This window comes from Streptomyces sp. NPDC051452 (assembly GCF_044454765.1).
Classification (GTDB): domain Bacteria; phylum Actinomycetota; class Actinomycetes; order Streptomycetales; family Streptomycetaceae; genus Streptomyces.
The window spans coordinates 36,282-50,521 of sequence record NZ_JBITEB010000001.1; the positions used below are offsets into that span (position 1 = coordinate 36,282).

Here is a 14,240-nt window from a genome sequence, read left to right on the forward strand (position 1 = left end):
GGCCTCAGGCGGCCGCATGACGCCCGCGGCCGCCTGAGGCGTCTGCCCGGCAATCGTCAGTGCTTGAACGAGCCCTTGGACCTCTCTTTCGCCGCCCGCATCCTGCCCCGCGCCTCCAGGGCGGCGCCCTTCGCCGCGAGGGTGTCCTTGTGCACCGCGTGGGCCGCTTTTCGCACGGCCTTTCCGGCAACCTGTTCGGCCTTCGCCTTGGCCTTCTCTCCAGCACTCATCTCAGGACCTCCGTGCTAGCCGGCCGGGCGCCGGTGAGGCAGGGGCTCATGCCCCGAATATCGCACATAGGGCATACGTGGCAAAATGGCAAGTCGGACACCTGATGCGAGAGGAGTGCATCGTGATCGCCAAGCTGCTCGGCATGCTGTCCTTCACCCGGCACTACGGTGCGTACGGGGAAAACGAATGGAACGCGTACGCCGGCGACGACTGAGTCCGACCGCACTGCCGACGGGCTCTCCCGGGCGCCCGCCGGCAGACAGCCACACAGCCGATGACATCGACCTGTACTCGTGGGGGAGTCAGGGGCGGGTCTCATGGGCCGAACACATGAGCCGCCGCGGTTGCCCGAAGGCGGCTTCGCCGCTTGGAGCCGCGACCGGCTGGCGGTAGCGCGCCGTGGCGCCGACGAGTGCGGGGACGTCTGGCAGCTGGAGCCGGGTGTCTACGTAGCGGCCACGGCCGAGCCGTGCGAAGCGGTCCTGCGCCGCGCGGAGGACTTCCCCAAGGCCCCCTCTCCTCTCTTCCCGCCCCTGAAGCGGTCGAGCGGAGCACCGACGCGCGAGGAGCGTGCGCACGCCCACGCCGCCCGCATGCGCGGACTACGCGCGCAGGCGGTCGCAGCCCGCCTCGGTGAGATCGCGACCGGGGTCGCTCGATTCGCCGACCACTGGCCCACGGGCGGGGACGTCGAGATCCTGCCCCCGGTGCGGCGCACCCTGGCGGAGACCGGCCTGCGCTACCTCTTCTCCGAGGACGCTCCCACCCTCCTGCCCTTCGCCTCCCGGCTCTTCCTGGCCCGGGAGGTGCTCGTGCGCCCCTCGCGCTGGGTATGGCCGCGCTGGGTCCCCACACCGGCACGGCGGTTCCGCACCCGGCAGCAAGTCGCCTTCACCGACGCACTGCGGCCCATCGTCCGCCGGCGCCGTTCATCGGGCCGGCTCGGTGACGACGTGCTGGGACAGATGCTCCGGCCCTCCTCCCGTCACGGCCCACTGCCGGACGAGGCCGTCCTCGACACTCTCCCCGGAATCACCGTCGCCACCTTCGAGACACCCTCCCGGGCAGCCGGATGGATCCTGCTCCAGCTGGCCCGGCACCCTGAGACAGCCGACCGCGTCGCGGCCGAAGCCGCCGCCTTGCTGCCCGCCGACCCGGCCGCGACGACCGGCACCCACCTCGACAGCCTGCACTACACCCAGGCAGTGGTACGCGAGGTGCTCCGACTGCACCCCCCGAGCTGGCTGCTGACCCGGCACGTCAGGCGGCGGACTCAGCTCGCCGGCTACACCATCGACGCCGGGTCCACCGTTCTCGTCTGCCCCTACACGGCCCACCGCGACGCGCGGGAACACCCCGAGCCGGACCGGTTCCGGCCCGAGCGCTGGCTCGACGACACGGGCTCGCCGGCGGAAGGCGGGGCCTTCCTCTCCTTCGGTACCGGGCCGCACGGCTGCGAGGGAGTCGCCCTGGCCATGGCGATGCTGACGCTCCTGACCGCGCAGACCGCCCGCCGCTACCACTTGAGCGAGCCGCCCGGACCCGAGCCCGGCTACCAGGTCACCACCTTCCAAGGTCTCGCGACTGTCGGCTTGCGCCTGCGTGCGACCTCGCGCAGCTGAGGCAGCCTGATTCCGGGGCCGAGCGCACCGGTGCCTGGCCGGTCAGAGGTGTCGCTCTGCGTGTTCCGGACGATCGGGGGCGGCGCAGCGGCCGTGCGGTCCGTACCCGGGATCGTCGTCGGGGCCGGTCGGCGCGGCGGCGGTGGTGGTGGTGCCGGCATGTGCCGTGCACAGTGCCCACTGCGCGCTGTCCAGCATCCGGTCGCTGTCCGAGGCGGCGTTCGCCAGGCTCGCGCAGCAGAGCGCCAGCAGCAGACCGCCCGCCAGCAGGGGCAGGCTCCGGCGGGCGGGCGGCGGGGCCAGCAGGGCTCGTACCCGCTGGGGCACCACCCCGCCGGTCGCGGCCAGCGCGGCGGGACGGGACGCACCGGCGGACGCCAGCGCGGCGCGGCCCACGGCGTGAGCGACGACCGTACGGTCACCGACCCGCTCGGCGGCCTCCTCGTCGGCCCAGCGCTCCAGGACGAAGTCGCCCGCGACGGCCACCGGCCGCAACAACGGGTTCAGAGCGGCCGTGAGCCGCCACACGCTCTGGAAGACGTGGTGACGCCCGTGCAGATGCGCCCGCTCGTGGGCGAGCAGCGCCTCGCGCTCGAAGGCACCGAGGCGGCGCAGCATCCCCCGGGAGACGACGATCCGGCCCGGTGCCCCAGGCAGTGCGAAAGCCACCGGGACGTCGTCGTCAAGTACGGCCAGTTCCGTGTGCCCGGGCAGTTCGGCGCACTCCCGCCGGGCCCGGAGCAGGAGGCGGCCCTGCCGGACCGCGGCCACGCCGAGGGAGACGACGCAGACCGCGAGCACCAGGGTGCTGACGGCGGCGACCACGGCATAGACGGGGTCATGGGAGCGCAGCGCGGACACGGACCAGCGGCCCTCCTCGGCGACCTCCGGGATCTGCGCCACTTCGGTGAAAGCCAGCAGGGCGAGGGATCCCGCCCAGCCTGCCGCCGTCACCAGCGCGGCACAGGCCAGCGCCAGGGCCGCCGGGCGCGGGGGCAGCCGGTGCGCCACGGGGGGCGCGAGCACGGCGAGTGTCGCCGTGACAAGGAAAGGGATGTAGACGCTGATCAGCACCGGCTCACCGCTTCCCGGGCGGGCGTCGGTCGTCGCGGAGGACGTCGTCGTGCCCGGCGAGCAGCTGGTGCAGCAACTGCTCGTCCTGTTCGGACAGTTCCGAGACGAAGCGGGCCAGTACCGCCTGGCGGTCGGAGCCGCCCTTCAGCAGGGAGTGCATGCGCTGGGCGGTGTGCGACGCCTCGTCGCGGACCGGTTCGTAGGCATAGCCGCGGCCCTCGCGGTGCCGTGTGAGCATGCCCTTGTCGTACAGCCGGGACAGGATGGTCAGTACGGTCGTGTAGGCGAGGTCGCCACGCAGTCGTCCCCGGACGTCCCGCGCGGTCAGCGGCTCGTCGGCCGCCCAGAGCGCGGCGAGTACATCGTTCTCCAGTTCGCCGCGCGCCCGCCTGCCCGAGGCCTCGTGGGCTTCCTCGTCCCCTTGGGCCGCCACGTCACCGTCCGCCTTCCCTTACCGTCGTCGCGTACAGGCTACCCGCCGACCTCCTACTTGTCGTAGGACGTGTCCCCGCGCGCGGCCGTCACTGCGCTGACCAGCGAGAATGGAGAACTCTCGACTGAGTGCTTAGGGTCGGCCCGTGGCTTTTATCGTGGTGTGTGAGGATGACGCGGCGGTCCGCGACGTCCTCAAGCGTGCGCTTGAGCACGACGGCCATACGATCGCGGTCGCCGCTACGGCGGACAGCCTGCTACGGCAGCTGGAGCCGATGCCTGACCTGATCGTCCTGGATCTGGGGCTCCCGGACGCCGACGGCCGCGATGTCTGCCTGGCGCTGCGGGCACGTGGCGTCGACGCCCCGGTGCTGATGCTCACCGCTCTGGACGGCATGCATCACAAGGTGGGCGGCTTCGAGGCGGGAGCCGACGACTACATGACGAAACCGTTCGACATCCCGGAGTTGCTGGTGAGGGTCCGCGCCCTGCTGCGCAGGACGACCGTGGCCACCCCGCCGAGGGGCGTCGTTCTCGATCCGGCGAAACATGTCGTGATCTACCGTTCGACAAGCGAGAGCCTGACGCCGACCGAGTTTCGGTTGCTGGGCCGGCTCATCGCCTCGCAGGGCGACGCCGTACGCCGCCACGCCCTCGTTGCCGCCGGTTGGCCGCATGGCGCGCAGGTCAGCGACAACACCCTCGACTCCTTCGTGCGCCGGCTACGGACCAAACTCGGTGTGCTGGGCGTGGCTGATCGCCTGGCGACGGTCCGTGGGGTGGGCTATCGATGGGAGTGACGGGCTTTCGTGGAAGGGTCGTCGCGCTCGCGGTCCTGATCGCGACCGCGGTGGTCGCGGTGCTGGTGGTGGTCTCACACGTGTTGCTGAGCCAGGTGACCGACGCCGACGCGAACGCACTGGCGCATACCCGTGCGGAGGCCGTGGCGGCGAACGTGGCCGTACGCGGTGGCCACGTCGTGCTGATCGAGAACGGCAACGAAGCGCTGGACACGGTCTCGTGGGTGTATGCCGACGGGCGCCTCATCGACGGGATCGTGCCGGACGGCGTCCTCGACCGCGTCCACGCGCTCGTCGGCTCCGGGCAGTCCCAGACCACCACCGTCGGCGGTTACCTTCTGTACGCCCAGCCGATCCGGATCGAAGGCCACCACGTCATGGCGGTCGTGAAGGTGGATCTGACGCCGTACGAGACGTCGGAGCAGCGCAGCCTGACGATGTCGCTCGTGCTGGGCGGCATCTCGATCCTGCTCGCAGGTGTCGTCGCACACGTCGTGGTGGGTCGTGCGTTGCGGGTGGTCCACGAAATGGCCGCTCTCGCCGACGACTGGGGCGATCACGAACCCGGGCGCCGGTTCGACCTCGGCGTTCCGCGCGATGAGTTCGGGGAGCTCGGGCGAACTCTCGATCGCCTACTCGACCGCGTGGACAACGCGCTCGCGGACGAGCGCCGGCTCACCGACGAGATCGCCCACGAATTGCGCACGCCCCTGACGGCCCTGCGGGGCGAGGCGCAGTTGGCGCAGCTTTCCGGTCGTGATCTGGCACCGGAGGCCGTTCTGACCGAGGTCGACCGTCTGAACACGGCGATCACGACGATCCTGAGCAGCGCCCGGACCCGGATCGACGGCGGTACCCGCTGCGATCTCAGGGCGGCGGCGCGACAGGCGATCGCCGGTCGCCCCATCGAACTCGCCATCCCGGCGAACGTCGACGTCGCGGTGGCGCCCGAGTTCGTCGTGGCCGTGTTGTCACCCCTGCTGGAGAACGGTCTGCGGCACGCGAGTTCGCGGGTCCGGGTCACGGCGCGCGTCCATGCCCAGGGGGTCGTGATCGATGTCCTCGACGACGGCCCGGGATTCGATCCGGCGGAGGTCGACCGGGTCTTCGAAGCGGGCGTGACCAGCGGCCACGGGCACGGGTTGGGGCTGGCCGTGGTGAAGCGTCTCGCCGCGTCCGCGGGAGTGGCGGTTCGTGCGATCGCGGATGGTCAGGGTCGTGTCGAGGTGACCTTCCCCACGCCGGAGGCGATCGCGTAGTCAGGTTGTGTGCAGGTTGGCCGGGTCAACCTCGTCGCATGACAACGACGAGCGAAGCCCGCACGCAGCGCAGCGGGCGGCTGATGCTGAACAAGGTTCCCGAGGTCACGCTCTGGTTCTGGGTGATCAAGATCCTGTGCACGACCGTCGGTGAGAGTTTCGCCGACTGGATCAACATGAAGCTGGGCGTCGGCCTGGTGAACACGGCATGGATCTTCACCGCGGTGTTCGTGGTGGTTCTGGGCGTCCAGCTGCGACTGAAGCGGTACGTCCCGTTCCCGTACTGGCTGACCGTGGTCGTTGTCAGTGTCACGGGCACGCTGTACACCGACATCCTGACCGACCAGCTCAACGTGCCGCTGTGGATCAGCTCCGCGGTGTTCTCGGTCCTGCTCGCCGTGGTCTTCGGCGTGTGGTGGCTGCGCGAGCGCACCCTCTCGATCCACTCGGTCACGACGCTGCCGCGTGAGTCGTTCTACTGGCTCGCCGTGCTCGTCACCTTCGCGCTCGGCACCGCGACCGGCGACTGGACCCTCGAGCTCACCGGCTGGAGCCCGGGAGTCTCGGTCCTGCTGCCGCTCGGCCTCATCGCGGCGATCACGCTGCTGTGGAAGTTCGGCGCGAACCCGGTACTGTCCTTCTGGCTCGCCTACATCCTGACCCGCCCGCTGGGCGCCAACATCGGCGACTGGCTCGCCTCCCCGAAGGCCGCTCCGCCGGGCGAGCCGACCGGCCTCGCGCTGGGTACCTTCACCACCAGTCTGATCTTCCTTGGCCTGATCCTGGCGACCGTCATCTACCTGACGGTGACGCGCTCCGACGTGACCGAGATCCACGACGCCACGCACACTCCGCAGACCACCGCCGACCCGCGCAGGGAGCGCATCGCGCTGGCGGGCTTCGGCCTCCTCGCCGTCGCCACCGGGGCCCTGCTGGTCTGGGCTCACGGCCAGCCGCACGTCGGCCCGGCGCCGGAGACCGACGCCACCTCCACCGTTCATCTCGCCCCTGGCCAGGCCGTGAAGAAGTTCCCGTCCACGAAGGTCGACGCGCTGAGGAAACTCGCCTCGACGTCACTCAAGGACGCGCGGTCCGGGAACGCGAGCGGGGCCCACGCGGCTGCCCAGTCGCTGCGCGACCTCTGGGATGCCGACCAGGCCTCGTTGCAGCCGCTGGACAACACCGGATGGACGTTCCTCGACGCCCAGATGGACCAGGTTCTCAAGACCTTCGGTATCGACCACCCGAACCCGCCGATGTCGCCGGCACGGCAGGAGGCCGAACTCGGCACCCTCCTCACGGACATGCGCTGACGGACCTGATCGGCGGCGGCTTACCCGAGGCCGCCGCCGATCACGCTCCCGCCGCCGATCACGCTCCCGCGGGGCACGGCATCCGTGACGCCATGGTCGTCGACGCGTCGGGGGCGCCGGGCCCGGACGCGGCCTGAACGGTGAGACCGAGGGTGTGGTGGAGCGTAGTACCGCGGTACGACCCCGCGGACGTGGATCGGTCCGCGGTACCACCGGATCGGGGTGTCTCGCCTCCTAGCGTTGTCGGTGAGGCGTCGAGGGCGACAGACGGACGCCGGTTCCGACAGGAAGAGACGCGCATGATCGACGCACAGCAGCTGACCAAGCGGTACGGGGAGAAGACGGCCGTCGACGGGCTGGACTTCACCGTGAAGCCGGGCACGGTGACGGGCTTCCTGGGGCCCAACGGCGCGGGGAAGTCCACGACCATGCGCATGATCGTCGGACTCGACGCCCCGACCAGCGGCTCCGTCACGGTGAACGGAAGCCGCTACGCCCACCACCGGGCGCCGCTGCAGGAGGTGGGGGCGCTGCTGGAGGCGAAGTCGATCCATCCGGGCCGCTCGGCCTACAACCATCTGCTGGCACTCGCCCTGACGCACGGGATTCCACGGCGCCGGGTCGACGAGGTCGTCGAAATGGCGGGGCTGGGCAGTGTGGCGAGGAAGCGGGCCGGTGCCTTCTCCCTCGGCATGGGGCAGCGGCTCGGTATCGCGGCGGCCCTGCTGGGCGATCCGCAGACGGTGATGCTGGACGAGCCGGTCAACGGGCTCGACCCGGAGGGCGTGCTCTGGATCCGCAACCTGCTGAAGGCGCTCGCCGACGAGGGACGGACCGTGTTCGTGTCGTCTCACCTGATGAGTGAGATGGCGCTGGTCGCGGACCATCTCATCATCGTGGGGCGCGGGCGACTGCTGGCCGACACCACCGTGCGGGACCTGGTCCGGGAGGCCGGCGGCGACACGGTGCAGGTGGCCACCCAGGATCCGGCACGGCTGCGGGAGGCACTGGCCGCTCCGGGGGTCGAGATCACGGGCCGGGCCGGCTCCGAGGAGCTTCAGGTGACCGGGGTGAGTGCCCGGGAGATCGGTCTGAAGGCGGCCGAGCACGGGATCGCGCTGTTCGAACTGACGGCGCGGACCGTGTCGTTGGAGGAGGCGTTCATGGACCTGACCAGGGATGCCGTGGAGTACCACGGCTCCGCGACCGTCGAGACCCTCGAGCCCGTCGGGAGGACCGCATGAGCACGCTCACCGCGACCGTCGAGACGCCCCCGGCCGCCCCGGCCCGCCCCGCCTACCGAGTGACGGGACGGCGTGTGCTGGCCTCGGAGTGGGCCAAGCTGTGGTCGCTGCGCTCGACCTGGATCACCCTGAGCCTCGGCCTGCTCTTCCTCGTCGCCTTCGGTCTGATCGCCGCGAACCACTACAAGTCCGGCATCGGCTCCCCGCACCGGGACCGGGACTTCGCCACCGCGACGGCCGTCAGCCTGTCCCTCTTCGGTACCAACTTCGCCCAGCTGGCCCTCGGCGTGCTCGGCGTGCTGGTCACGGCGGGGGAGTACTCCACCGGCATGATCCGCTCGACGCTCGCGGCCGTGCCGCGCCGACTGCCGGTGCTCTGGTCGAAGGCGGCCGTGTTCGGGCTGGTCGCGCTGGTCGTCGGCACCCTCGGCGCGTTCGTCGCCTTCGGGTTCGGCAGCGGTATCGTCTCCGGCACCCCGGCCGCGATGAGCGTGACGCACGCGGGAGTCGTTCGCAGCCTGCTGGGCGCGGGCCTCTACCTCGGTCTGGTCGGCGTGATCGGCACCGCCCTGGGTGCGCTGCTGCGGTCGGTGGCCGGCGGGATCTCGGTGCTGGTCGCCTCCCTGATGCTGGTCCCCGGGCTGGTCTCCCTGCTGCCCAGCTCCTGGCAGGACGACATCAGCCCCTACCTGCCGAGCAACGCCGGCGAGTCGATGTTCGCCCTGACCCACGACTCCACCACGCTGTCACCGGGCGCCGGGCTGCTGGTCTTCCTCGGCTGGACGGTGCTCGCACTGGCGGGGGCGGCGTACCGGCTGGTGCGCAGCGACGTCTGACGGCCCGCACCATGGGCAGGTGACCACCTTGACGACGACCACCTCCGCCGGGGACACCGGCGGAACAGTAGCGCCGGCCGCCCGGCTCGCCCGGGTCGGCCAGCGGCTGCGGCAGGCGGACAGCGCCCATCCGTGGGTACTGGACACCGCGGTGGCGGCGCTGGTCTTCCTCATGTTCTGCCTGCCGGACCTGCTGCACCACGGCGGCGCGGGGGACGGGGACGGCGACGCCCGGCACAGGTTCCGGCTCGTCTTCACCCAGCTTCCCCTGGCCGCCGTGCTGGCCTTGCAGGCCGGTCTGGTGCTGCCGCTGCTGTGGCGGCGGCGCCGGCCCATGGCGGCCTTCTTCGCCATCGCCGCCGTCTTCGTCCTGCAGTGGTCGCTGGGTGCCGCGCTGCGCGCGGACGTCGCCCTGTTCGTGGCCCTGTACAGCCTGGCCCTGCACGGGCAGCTGCGGCGGCTGCCGTGGGCGGGCGCGGTGATGGCGGCGGGGATGGTGCTGGTCGCGGTACGCGTGTCGCCGGCCGTGTCCGTCTGGGACGCCCTGTTCTTCCTGCTGAGTACCGCGACCGCGGCCCTGGCGGTCGGTTTGACGGTGCGCACCCGGCGGGCGCAGCTCGCGGGGCTGCGGGAGCGGGCGGCGCGGCTGGAGACGGAACGCGACCAGCGCATCAGACTCGCGACCGCCACGGAACGCGCGCGGGTGGCCCGGGAGATGCACGACATCGTCGGCCACAACCTGTCCGTCATCATCACCCTCGCCGACGCCGGCGCGTACGCCACCGACACCGCACCCGAACGGGGCAAGGAGGCGCTCCAGCTCATCGGCGACACCGGCCGGACGGCCCTCGGCGAGCTGCGCCGGGTGCTCGGCGTTCTGCGCGAGGCGTCGGACGGTGCCCGCCGGACGCCCGAACTCAGCCCCCAGCCCGGCCTCGCGGACATCGAGACGCTGTGCGACGGCGTACGCACCGCGGGACTGGAGATCGTCTACCGGACCGTCGGCGAGGTGGACGCCCTGGACCGGGGCGTGCAGCTCACGGTCTACCGCATCGTCCAGGAAGCCCTGACCAACACCCTGAAGCACGCCGGCGCCGGCACCCGGGTCAACCTCTCGGTCGTCGTCGAGGACGAACGGCTCGTCATCCGGATCCGCGACAACGGGCCGGCCGGACACCCCGGACCACGGAACGAGGAAGGACACGGACTGGTGGGTATGCACGAACGCGCGGCGCTGTACGGGGGGACCGTGAGCGCCGGACCCGCGGCCGACGGGGGATGGGCCGTGGAGGCCGCCCTCGACCTGACACCCCAGGCAGGTAACCGGTGACCACCGTGCTTGTCGTCGACGACCAGCAGCTCCAGCGTTACGGCTTCCGGGTGCTGCTCGACTCCATTCCCGAGACGCAGGTGGTGGGCGAGGCCGCGAACGGCACCGAGGCCGTCCGCAAGGCGGCCGAACTGCGCCCGGACGTCGTCCTGATGGACGTACGGATGCCCGGCATGGACGGCATCGAGGCCACCCGCCGGATCACCGAGGCCGGGGGGCGTTCCCGTGTCCTCGTGCTGACCACCTTCGACGTCGACGAGTATGTGCACGCCGCCCTGCGGGCCGGCGCCAGCGGCTTCCTCCTGAAGGACGCGCGCCCCGAGGAACTCCTCGCCGGGATCCGTGCGGTCGCCGGCGGTGACGCGGTGATCGCGCCGGCCCTCACCCGTCGCATCCTGGACGAGTACGCCCGTTACGTGCCCGCGAAGAGGGGTGACGCGGGCATGGACCCGCGACTGGCCGCCCTCACCGAACGCGAGCGCGAGATCCTCGTCGCCATCGGCAAGGGCTGGACCAACGGTGAGATCGCCGCCCGCTTCGTCGTGGCCGAGTCCACCGTGAAGACGCACGTCGGCCGCGTCCTGGCCAAGATCGGTGCCCGCGACCGCGTCCAGGCCGTGATCTTCGCCTACGACCAGGGGATCGCCCGCCCCGGTGCCGGCTGACGGGAGCCGGAGGTGAGGCGCCGGCCGCCGCCCGCGGTGCCGGCGCTTCGCGGGAAGCGCCGAGGCGTCTCTCACCCGTCTCTCACCCTGTGAACCGTAATATGAGACGTCCTCCTACGAGCTGTAGGAGGACCCGGATCCCGATGGCGTGCGAGGAAGAGAGGCGCGAGATGGCCGACGGCTCGAACGCCACGACGACCGGTGTCCCTCGCACCGGCCGCCCAGCGCCGGCCATCCGGGCTCGGCGTTCGCGGGGCGAGCCCCGGCTCGGAGCGGTCGCGGCCGTCTTCACACTCGCCCAGCTCCTCCTCGTACGGCCCGGTCTCGGGCTCGGCTGGGACGAGACGGTCTACGTCAGCCAGGTCAGCGGTCACGTGCCCGCCGCCTACTTCAGCGCGCCCCGCTCCCGCGGCATCTCGCTCCTCGTCGCGCCGATCGCCTCGTGGTCCGACTCCACCGTCCTGCTCCGGATCTACCTGGCCGTCCTCTCCGGTCTGGCCCTCTACTTCGCCCTGCGGGTATGGCGAGACCGGCTCGGGCCCGGCGTCCTGGCCCTGGCCGGTGCCCTGTTCGCCTCGTTGTGGGTGACCCTGTTCTACGGCCCCCAGGCCATGCCCAACTGCTGGGTCGCAGTCGGCGCCCTGGCCTGCGTCGGCTGCTTCCTGCGCGCCCGCGCCGACGCACGGGACGGCCCGGCCTGGTGGGGGCTCTTCGCGAGCGCGGCGCTGATGGCGTGGATGCGCCCGATGGACGCGGTCTACGTCGTGCTGCCCCTGCTCGTCCTCTCCCTGCGCCGCCCGCGTCTTCTCGTGGTGCTGGGCTTGGGGCTGATGGCGGGTGCCGGCGAGTGGGTGATCGAGGCGTACACGAGCTACGGCGGCCTCGCCCAGCGACTGTCCGCCGCCTCCGCCATCCAGGGCGGCCTCGGCTGGCACCTCGCGGTGGCCGACCAGTTGCGCAGTCTCGGCGGACGTACTCTGTGCCGCCCCTGCACCGGATCGGCCCCCAGCCCGGTGGTGACCCTGTGGTGGTTCGCGCTGCCGCTCCTCGCCACCCTGGGCGCCGTGGTCGCCGTCCGCGCCCGGCGGGCGCTGCCCGTTCTGCTTCCGCTCGCCTGCGCCGTCACGGCCGCGGTCCCCTACCTGTTCCTCATCGGCTACGCGGCCCCCCGCTTTCTGCTGGCCGCCTACGCCCTGCTCGCCCTCCCCGTCGCCCGTGGCCTCGCCCACCTGGTCACGGCCCCGGTCGGCCGGTTCGCGCGAACCGTCGCCGTCAGCCTGGCGGCGATCGCCGCGGCGGGTCACCTGGCCGTGCAATACGCCGTGCTGGAGCACACCGTGCACGGCTCCGAGGCCTCCCACGCCGACTGGTCCCGCACCGTCGCCGCCCTGCGCACGCTCGGCGTACGCCCGCCGTGCCTGCTCAGCGGCTACGACGCCGTGCCGATCGCCTTCTACGCCGGCTGCGGCTCCGCCCAGACGACGGGGCATGACGCCAGCATGACCGTGGCCGAGCTGACACGTGCCGCTCACCGCACGTCCTTCGCCGTCCTGGTCCCGCCGGGCAGCCGCCCGCCCGCGTACGCGAAAACCTGGCCCGAGGAGAAGGCCGGCGGTCTTCGGGCGTACGTGGCCCCCGACGGACGGCGGGGGAGGTGACCGCCGTGACGGAGGCCGAGAGCCTGCCGGCCACCGTGGGCAGGCGCCTGTACATCCAGCTGGGAATCACCCTGATCGCACTCGCCGCCGCCGGCGGGATGCTCGCCGCGCACCGGGCCACGCTGGACAGTGGCGCCGACCGACTGGCGGCCGCCGACGGGGAGTGGCTGGTGCTCGCCTGCGTCGCCGCCATGGCCACCTGGGTGTGCGCGGCCGTGGCACAGCAGGGGGCGGTGGTCGAACGGCTGCCCAGGGGGCGGCTGGTGGCGGCGCAGTTCGCGGCCGGCGCCGCCAACCACCTCCTTCCGGCAGGGGCCGGAGCGGCGGTGGTCAACCTGCGGTTCCTGACCCGGTGCGGGCTGTCCACTCGGCGCTCGGCGACCGCGCTGGCGGTGAAGGCGGCCGTCGGCTCCATCGCCCGGTGCGCGCTGGGCGTGGCCCTGCTGGTCGCCTCGCCCGGCACGGTCCGTCTCTCCGCGCGGGTTCCGCATGTGCTGGTCCTGCTGCCGGTGACGGCCGCAGCCGTCGTCCTGGCGGTCGCGATCAGCGGCCGCCTCAGACGAGTGGTGGGAGGGACCTTCGCCGACGTGCGGGACGTGCACCGGAGCCCGGCGCGAGCCTGTGCGCTCTGGGGCGGGTCCGTCGCGTTCGCTCTGCTCCATGCCGGTGTGGTCGTCGCCGTGGTCCACGCGATCGGTATGGGCCTACCCGTGAGCCGCGTGGTGACGGCCTACCTGGTCGCCAGTGGCGCTGCGGCGCTGCTGCCCACGCCGGGCGGGCTGGGGTCGCTGGACGCCGCGCTCGCGCTCGCGCTCACGGCGGCCGGCGCGCCGGGACCGGAAGCGGTGTCGACGGTCCTCGGCTACCGTCTGCTGACCGGATGGCTGCCGCTGGCCCCCGGGCTGTTGGTCCTGGCGCTGCTGGTCCGCCGCTCGGCGTTGTGAACCGGCGAAGTGTCCGCCGTACCGGCGGGGCCGTGCGCGCGTTCTCAGTCCGGCGGATCCGGTTGCCGTTCCATCCGGTACCCGTGCCCCCGCAAGGTGGTGATCCGGGGCAGCCGGGCCTGCCGCCCCTCCGCCCGCGCCGCCTCGGTGAGTCTGCGGCGCAGGCCCGCCAACGTCACGTCGAGGGTCTTGGTGGAGCCGAACCAGTTCTCGTCCCACACCTCGGCCATCAGCGTCTCGCGCGAGACCGCCTCGCCGACCCGCTCGGCCAGCACCGCGAGCAGGTCGAACTCCTTGGCCCGCAACGGAACGTCGACACCGAGCAGTGCACAGCGCCGGGCCGCCAGGTCGACGACCAGGTCGCCCAGCCGCACCGGCTCCCGGGCCGGTACGGCTGCCACGTGCCGTCTGAGGTGAGCCCGCAGCCGGGCGAGCAGCACGGTCAGGCTGAACGGCTTGACCAGGTAGTCGTCGGCTCCGGCGTCCAGCCCGGCGATGATGTCGATGTCGTCGGTCCGCGCCGTCAGTACGACGATCAGCAGGTCGGGGAGGCGGGCGCGCAGCTGCCGGGCGACGTCCAGGCCGTCCATGTCAGGCAGCCCCAGGTCCAGCAGCAGTACCTCGTACGGTGCCCGCCCGGCCTCCGTCAGGGCGCCCGCTCCGGTGCGGCACCACGTCGGGGCGTAGTCGTGGCCGCGCAGGCCGGTTTCCAGGTGACGGCCGATGGTGTCGTCGTCCTCGACGACGAGGACGCGCAGTCGGCTGCGGTCCGGAGCGGCGGGCGTGCGCATGCTCGACAGCCTAGGAGCCGCCGGGGTGAGGGGCCCGTCGT

General features: G+C 72.1%; 14 protein-coding genes. 10 read left to right on the plus strand and 4 right to left on the minus strand.

The window, feature by feature from the left end; all coding sequences use genetic code 11:
• Positions 1 to 56 precede the first annotated feature (56 nt).
• On the minus strand, positions 57 to 230 hold the full coding sequence (locus ACIBA9_RS00165; protein ID WP_399359102.1) for a hypothetical protein: 174 nt from the start codon (positions 228 to 230) through the stop codon (positions 57 to 59).
• Between the two features lie 318 nt (positions 231 to 548).
• On the opposite strand from ACIBA9_RS00165, the gene ACIBA9_RS00170 reads away from it, so the two are divergent.
• A complete protein-coding gene (locus ACIBA9_RS00170; RefSeq protein WP_399359103.1) occupies positions 549 to 1,853 on the plus strand; it encodes a cytochrome P450 in 1,305 nt (434 codons plus the stop codon).
• A 42-nt stretch (positions 1,854 to 1,895) separates the two neighbouring features.
• Here the strand turns inward: ACIBA9_RS00170 and ACIBA9_RS00175 are convergent, their stop codons facing one another.
• The gene (locus ACIBA9_RS00175) at positions 1,896 to 2,927 is read right to left on the minus strand and encodes a M56 family metallopeptidase (protein WP_399359104.1); all 1,032 of its coding nucleotides are present in this window, start codon (positions 2,925 to 2,927) and stop codon (positions 1,896 to 1,898) included.
• 4 nt (positions 2,928 to 2,931) lie between these two features.
• Positions 2,932 to 3,360: a BlaI/MecI/CopY family transcriptional regulator gene (locus tag ACIBA9_RS00180; protein ID WP_399359105.1), complete on the minus strand. Its 429-nt coding sequence runs from the start codon at positions 3,358 to 3,360 to the stop codon at positions 2,932 to 2,934.
• A 145-nt stretch (positions 3,361 to 3,505) separates the two neighbouring features.
• Here ACIBA9_RS00180 and ACIBA9_RS00185 point away from each other — a divergent pair, with 145 nt between their 5' ends.
• From ACIBA9_RS00185 to ACIBA9_RS00225, 9 genes are all read left to right on the plus strand, one after another.
• Positions 3,506 to 4,159, plus strand: a complete 654-nt coding sequence (locus tag ACIBA9_RS00185; protein ID WP_399359106.1) for a response regulator transcription factor — start codon at positions 3,506 to 3,508, stop codon at positions 4,157 to 4,159.
• The gene (locus ACIBA9_RS00190) at positions 4,150 to 5,418 is read left to right on the plus strand and encodes a sensor histidine kinase (protein ID WP_399359107.1); all 1,269 of its coding nucleotides are present in this window, start codon (positions 4,150 to 4,152) and stop codon (positions 5,416 to 5,418) included. The genes ACIBA9_RS00185 and ACIBA9_RS00190 overlap by 10 nt, the downstream gene beginning before the upstream one ends.
• A 38-nt stretch (positions 5,419 to 5,456) precedes the next feature.
• The gene (locus ACIBA9_RS00195; protein WP_399359108.1) at positions 5,457 to 6,731 is read left to right on the plus strand and encodes a hypothetical protein; all 1,275 of its coding nucleotides are present in this window, start codon (positions 5,457 to 5,459) and stop codon (positions 6,729 to 6,731) included.
• 299 nt (positions 6,732 to 7,030) lie between these two features.
• Positions 7,031 to 7,975: an ATP-binding cassette domain-containing protein gene (locus ACIBA9_RS00200; protein ID WP_399359109.1), complete on the plus strand. Its 945-nt coding sequence runs from the start codon at positions 7,031 to 7,033 to the stop codon at positions 7,973 to 7,975.
• The gene (locus tag ACIBA9_RS00205) at positions 7,972 to 8,811 is read left to right on the plus strand and encodes an ABC transporter permease (protein WP_362152100.1); all 840 of its coding nucleotides are present in this window, start codon (positions 7,972 to 7,974) and stop codon (positions 8,809 to 8,811) included. Before ACIBA9_RS00200 ends, ACIBA9_RS00205 begins: the two co-directional genes overlap by 4 nt.
• A 28-nt stretch (positions 8,812 to 8,839) precedes the next feature.
• Entirely contained in the window at positions 8,840 to 10,141 is a 1,302-nt protein-coding gene (locus tag ACIBA9_RS00210; RefSeq protein WP_399359973.1) for a sensor histidine kinase, read from the plus strand.
• Entirely contained in the window at positions 10,138 to 10,806 is a 669-nt protein-coding gene (locus ACIBA9_RS00215) for a response regulator (protein ID WP_399359110.1), read from the plus strand. Before ACIBA9_RS00210 ends, ACIBA9_RS00215 begins: the two co-directional genes overlap by 4 nt.
• 170 nt (positions 10,807 to 10,976) lie before the next feature.
• Positions 10,977 to 12,464, plus strand: coding sequence for a hypothetical protein (locus ACIBA9_RS00220; RefSeq protein WP_399359974.1), 1,488 nt, complete (start codon positions 10,977 to 10,979; stop codon positions 12,462 to 12,464).
• A 5-nt stretch (positions 12,465 to 12,469) separates the two neighbouring features.
• Positions 12,470 to 13,408 carry a YbhN family protein gene (locus ACIBA9_RS00225; protein ID WP_399359111.1) on the plus strand — a complete coding sequence of 313 codons (939 nt, stop codon included), beginning with the start codon at positions 12,470 to 12,472 and terminating at the stop codon, positions 13,406 to 13,408.
• A gap of 44 nt (positions 13,409 to 13,452) precedes the next feature.
• Here ACIBA9_RS00225 and ACIBA9_RS00230 read toward each other — a convergent pair whose 3' ends face one another.
• Positions 13,453 to 14,199, minus strand: coding sequence for a response regulator transcription factor (locus ACIBA9_RS00230; protein ID WP_399359112.1), 747 nt, complete (start codon positions 14,197 to 14,199; stop codon positions 13,453 to 13,455).
• Positions 14,200 to 14,240 lie beyond the last annotated feature (41 nt).

Coding starts and splice junctions, on each gene's coding strand:
- ACIBA9_RS00165 (WP_399359102.1), bottom strand. CDS start 230: ATGAGTGCTGGAGAGAAGGCCAAGGCGAAGGCCGAACAGGTTGCCGGA.
- ACIBA9_RS00170 (WP_399359103.1), top strand. CDS start 549: ATGGGCCGAACACATGAGCCGCCGCGGTTGCCCGAAGGCGGCTTCGCC.
- ACIBA9_RS00190 (WP_399359107.1), top strand. CDS start 4,150: ATGGGAGTGACGGGCTTTCGTGGAAGGGTCGTCGCGCTCGCGGTCCTG.
- ACIBA9_RS00195 (WP_399359108.1), top strand. CDS start 5,457: ATGACAACGACGAGCGAAGCCCGCACGCAGCGCAGCGGGCGGCTGATG.
- ACIBA9_RS00200 (WP_399359109.1), top strand. CDS start 7,031: ATGATCGACGCACAGCAGCTGACCAAGCGGTACGGGGAGAAGACGGCC.
- ACIBA9_RS00205 (WP_362152100.1), top strand. CDS start 7,972: ATGAGCACGCTCACCGCGACCGTCGAGACGCCCCCGGCCGCCCCGGCC.
- ACIBA9_RS00220 (WP_399359974.1), top strand. CDS start 10,977: ATGGCCGACGGCTCGAACGCCACGACGACCGGTGTCCCTCGCACCGGC.
- ACIBA9_RS00230 (WP_399359112.1), bottom strand. CDS start 14,199: ATGCGCACGCCCGCCGCTCCGGACCGCAGCCGACTGCGCGTCCTCGTC.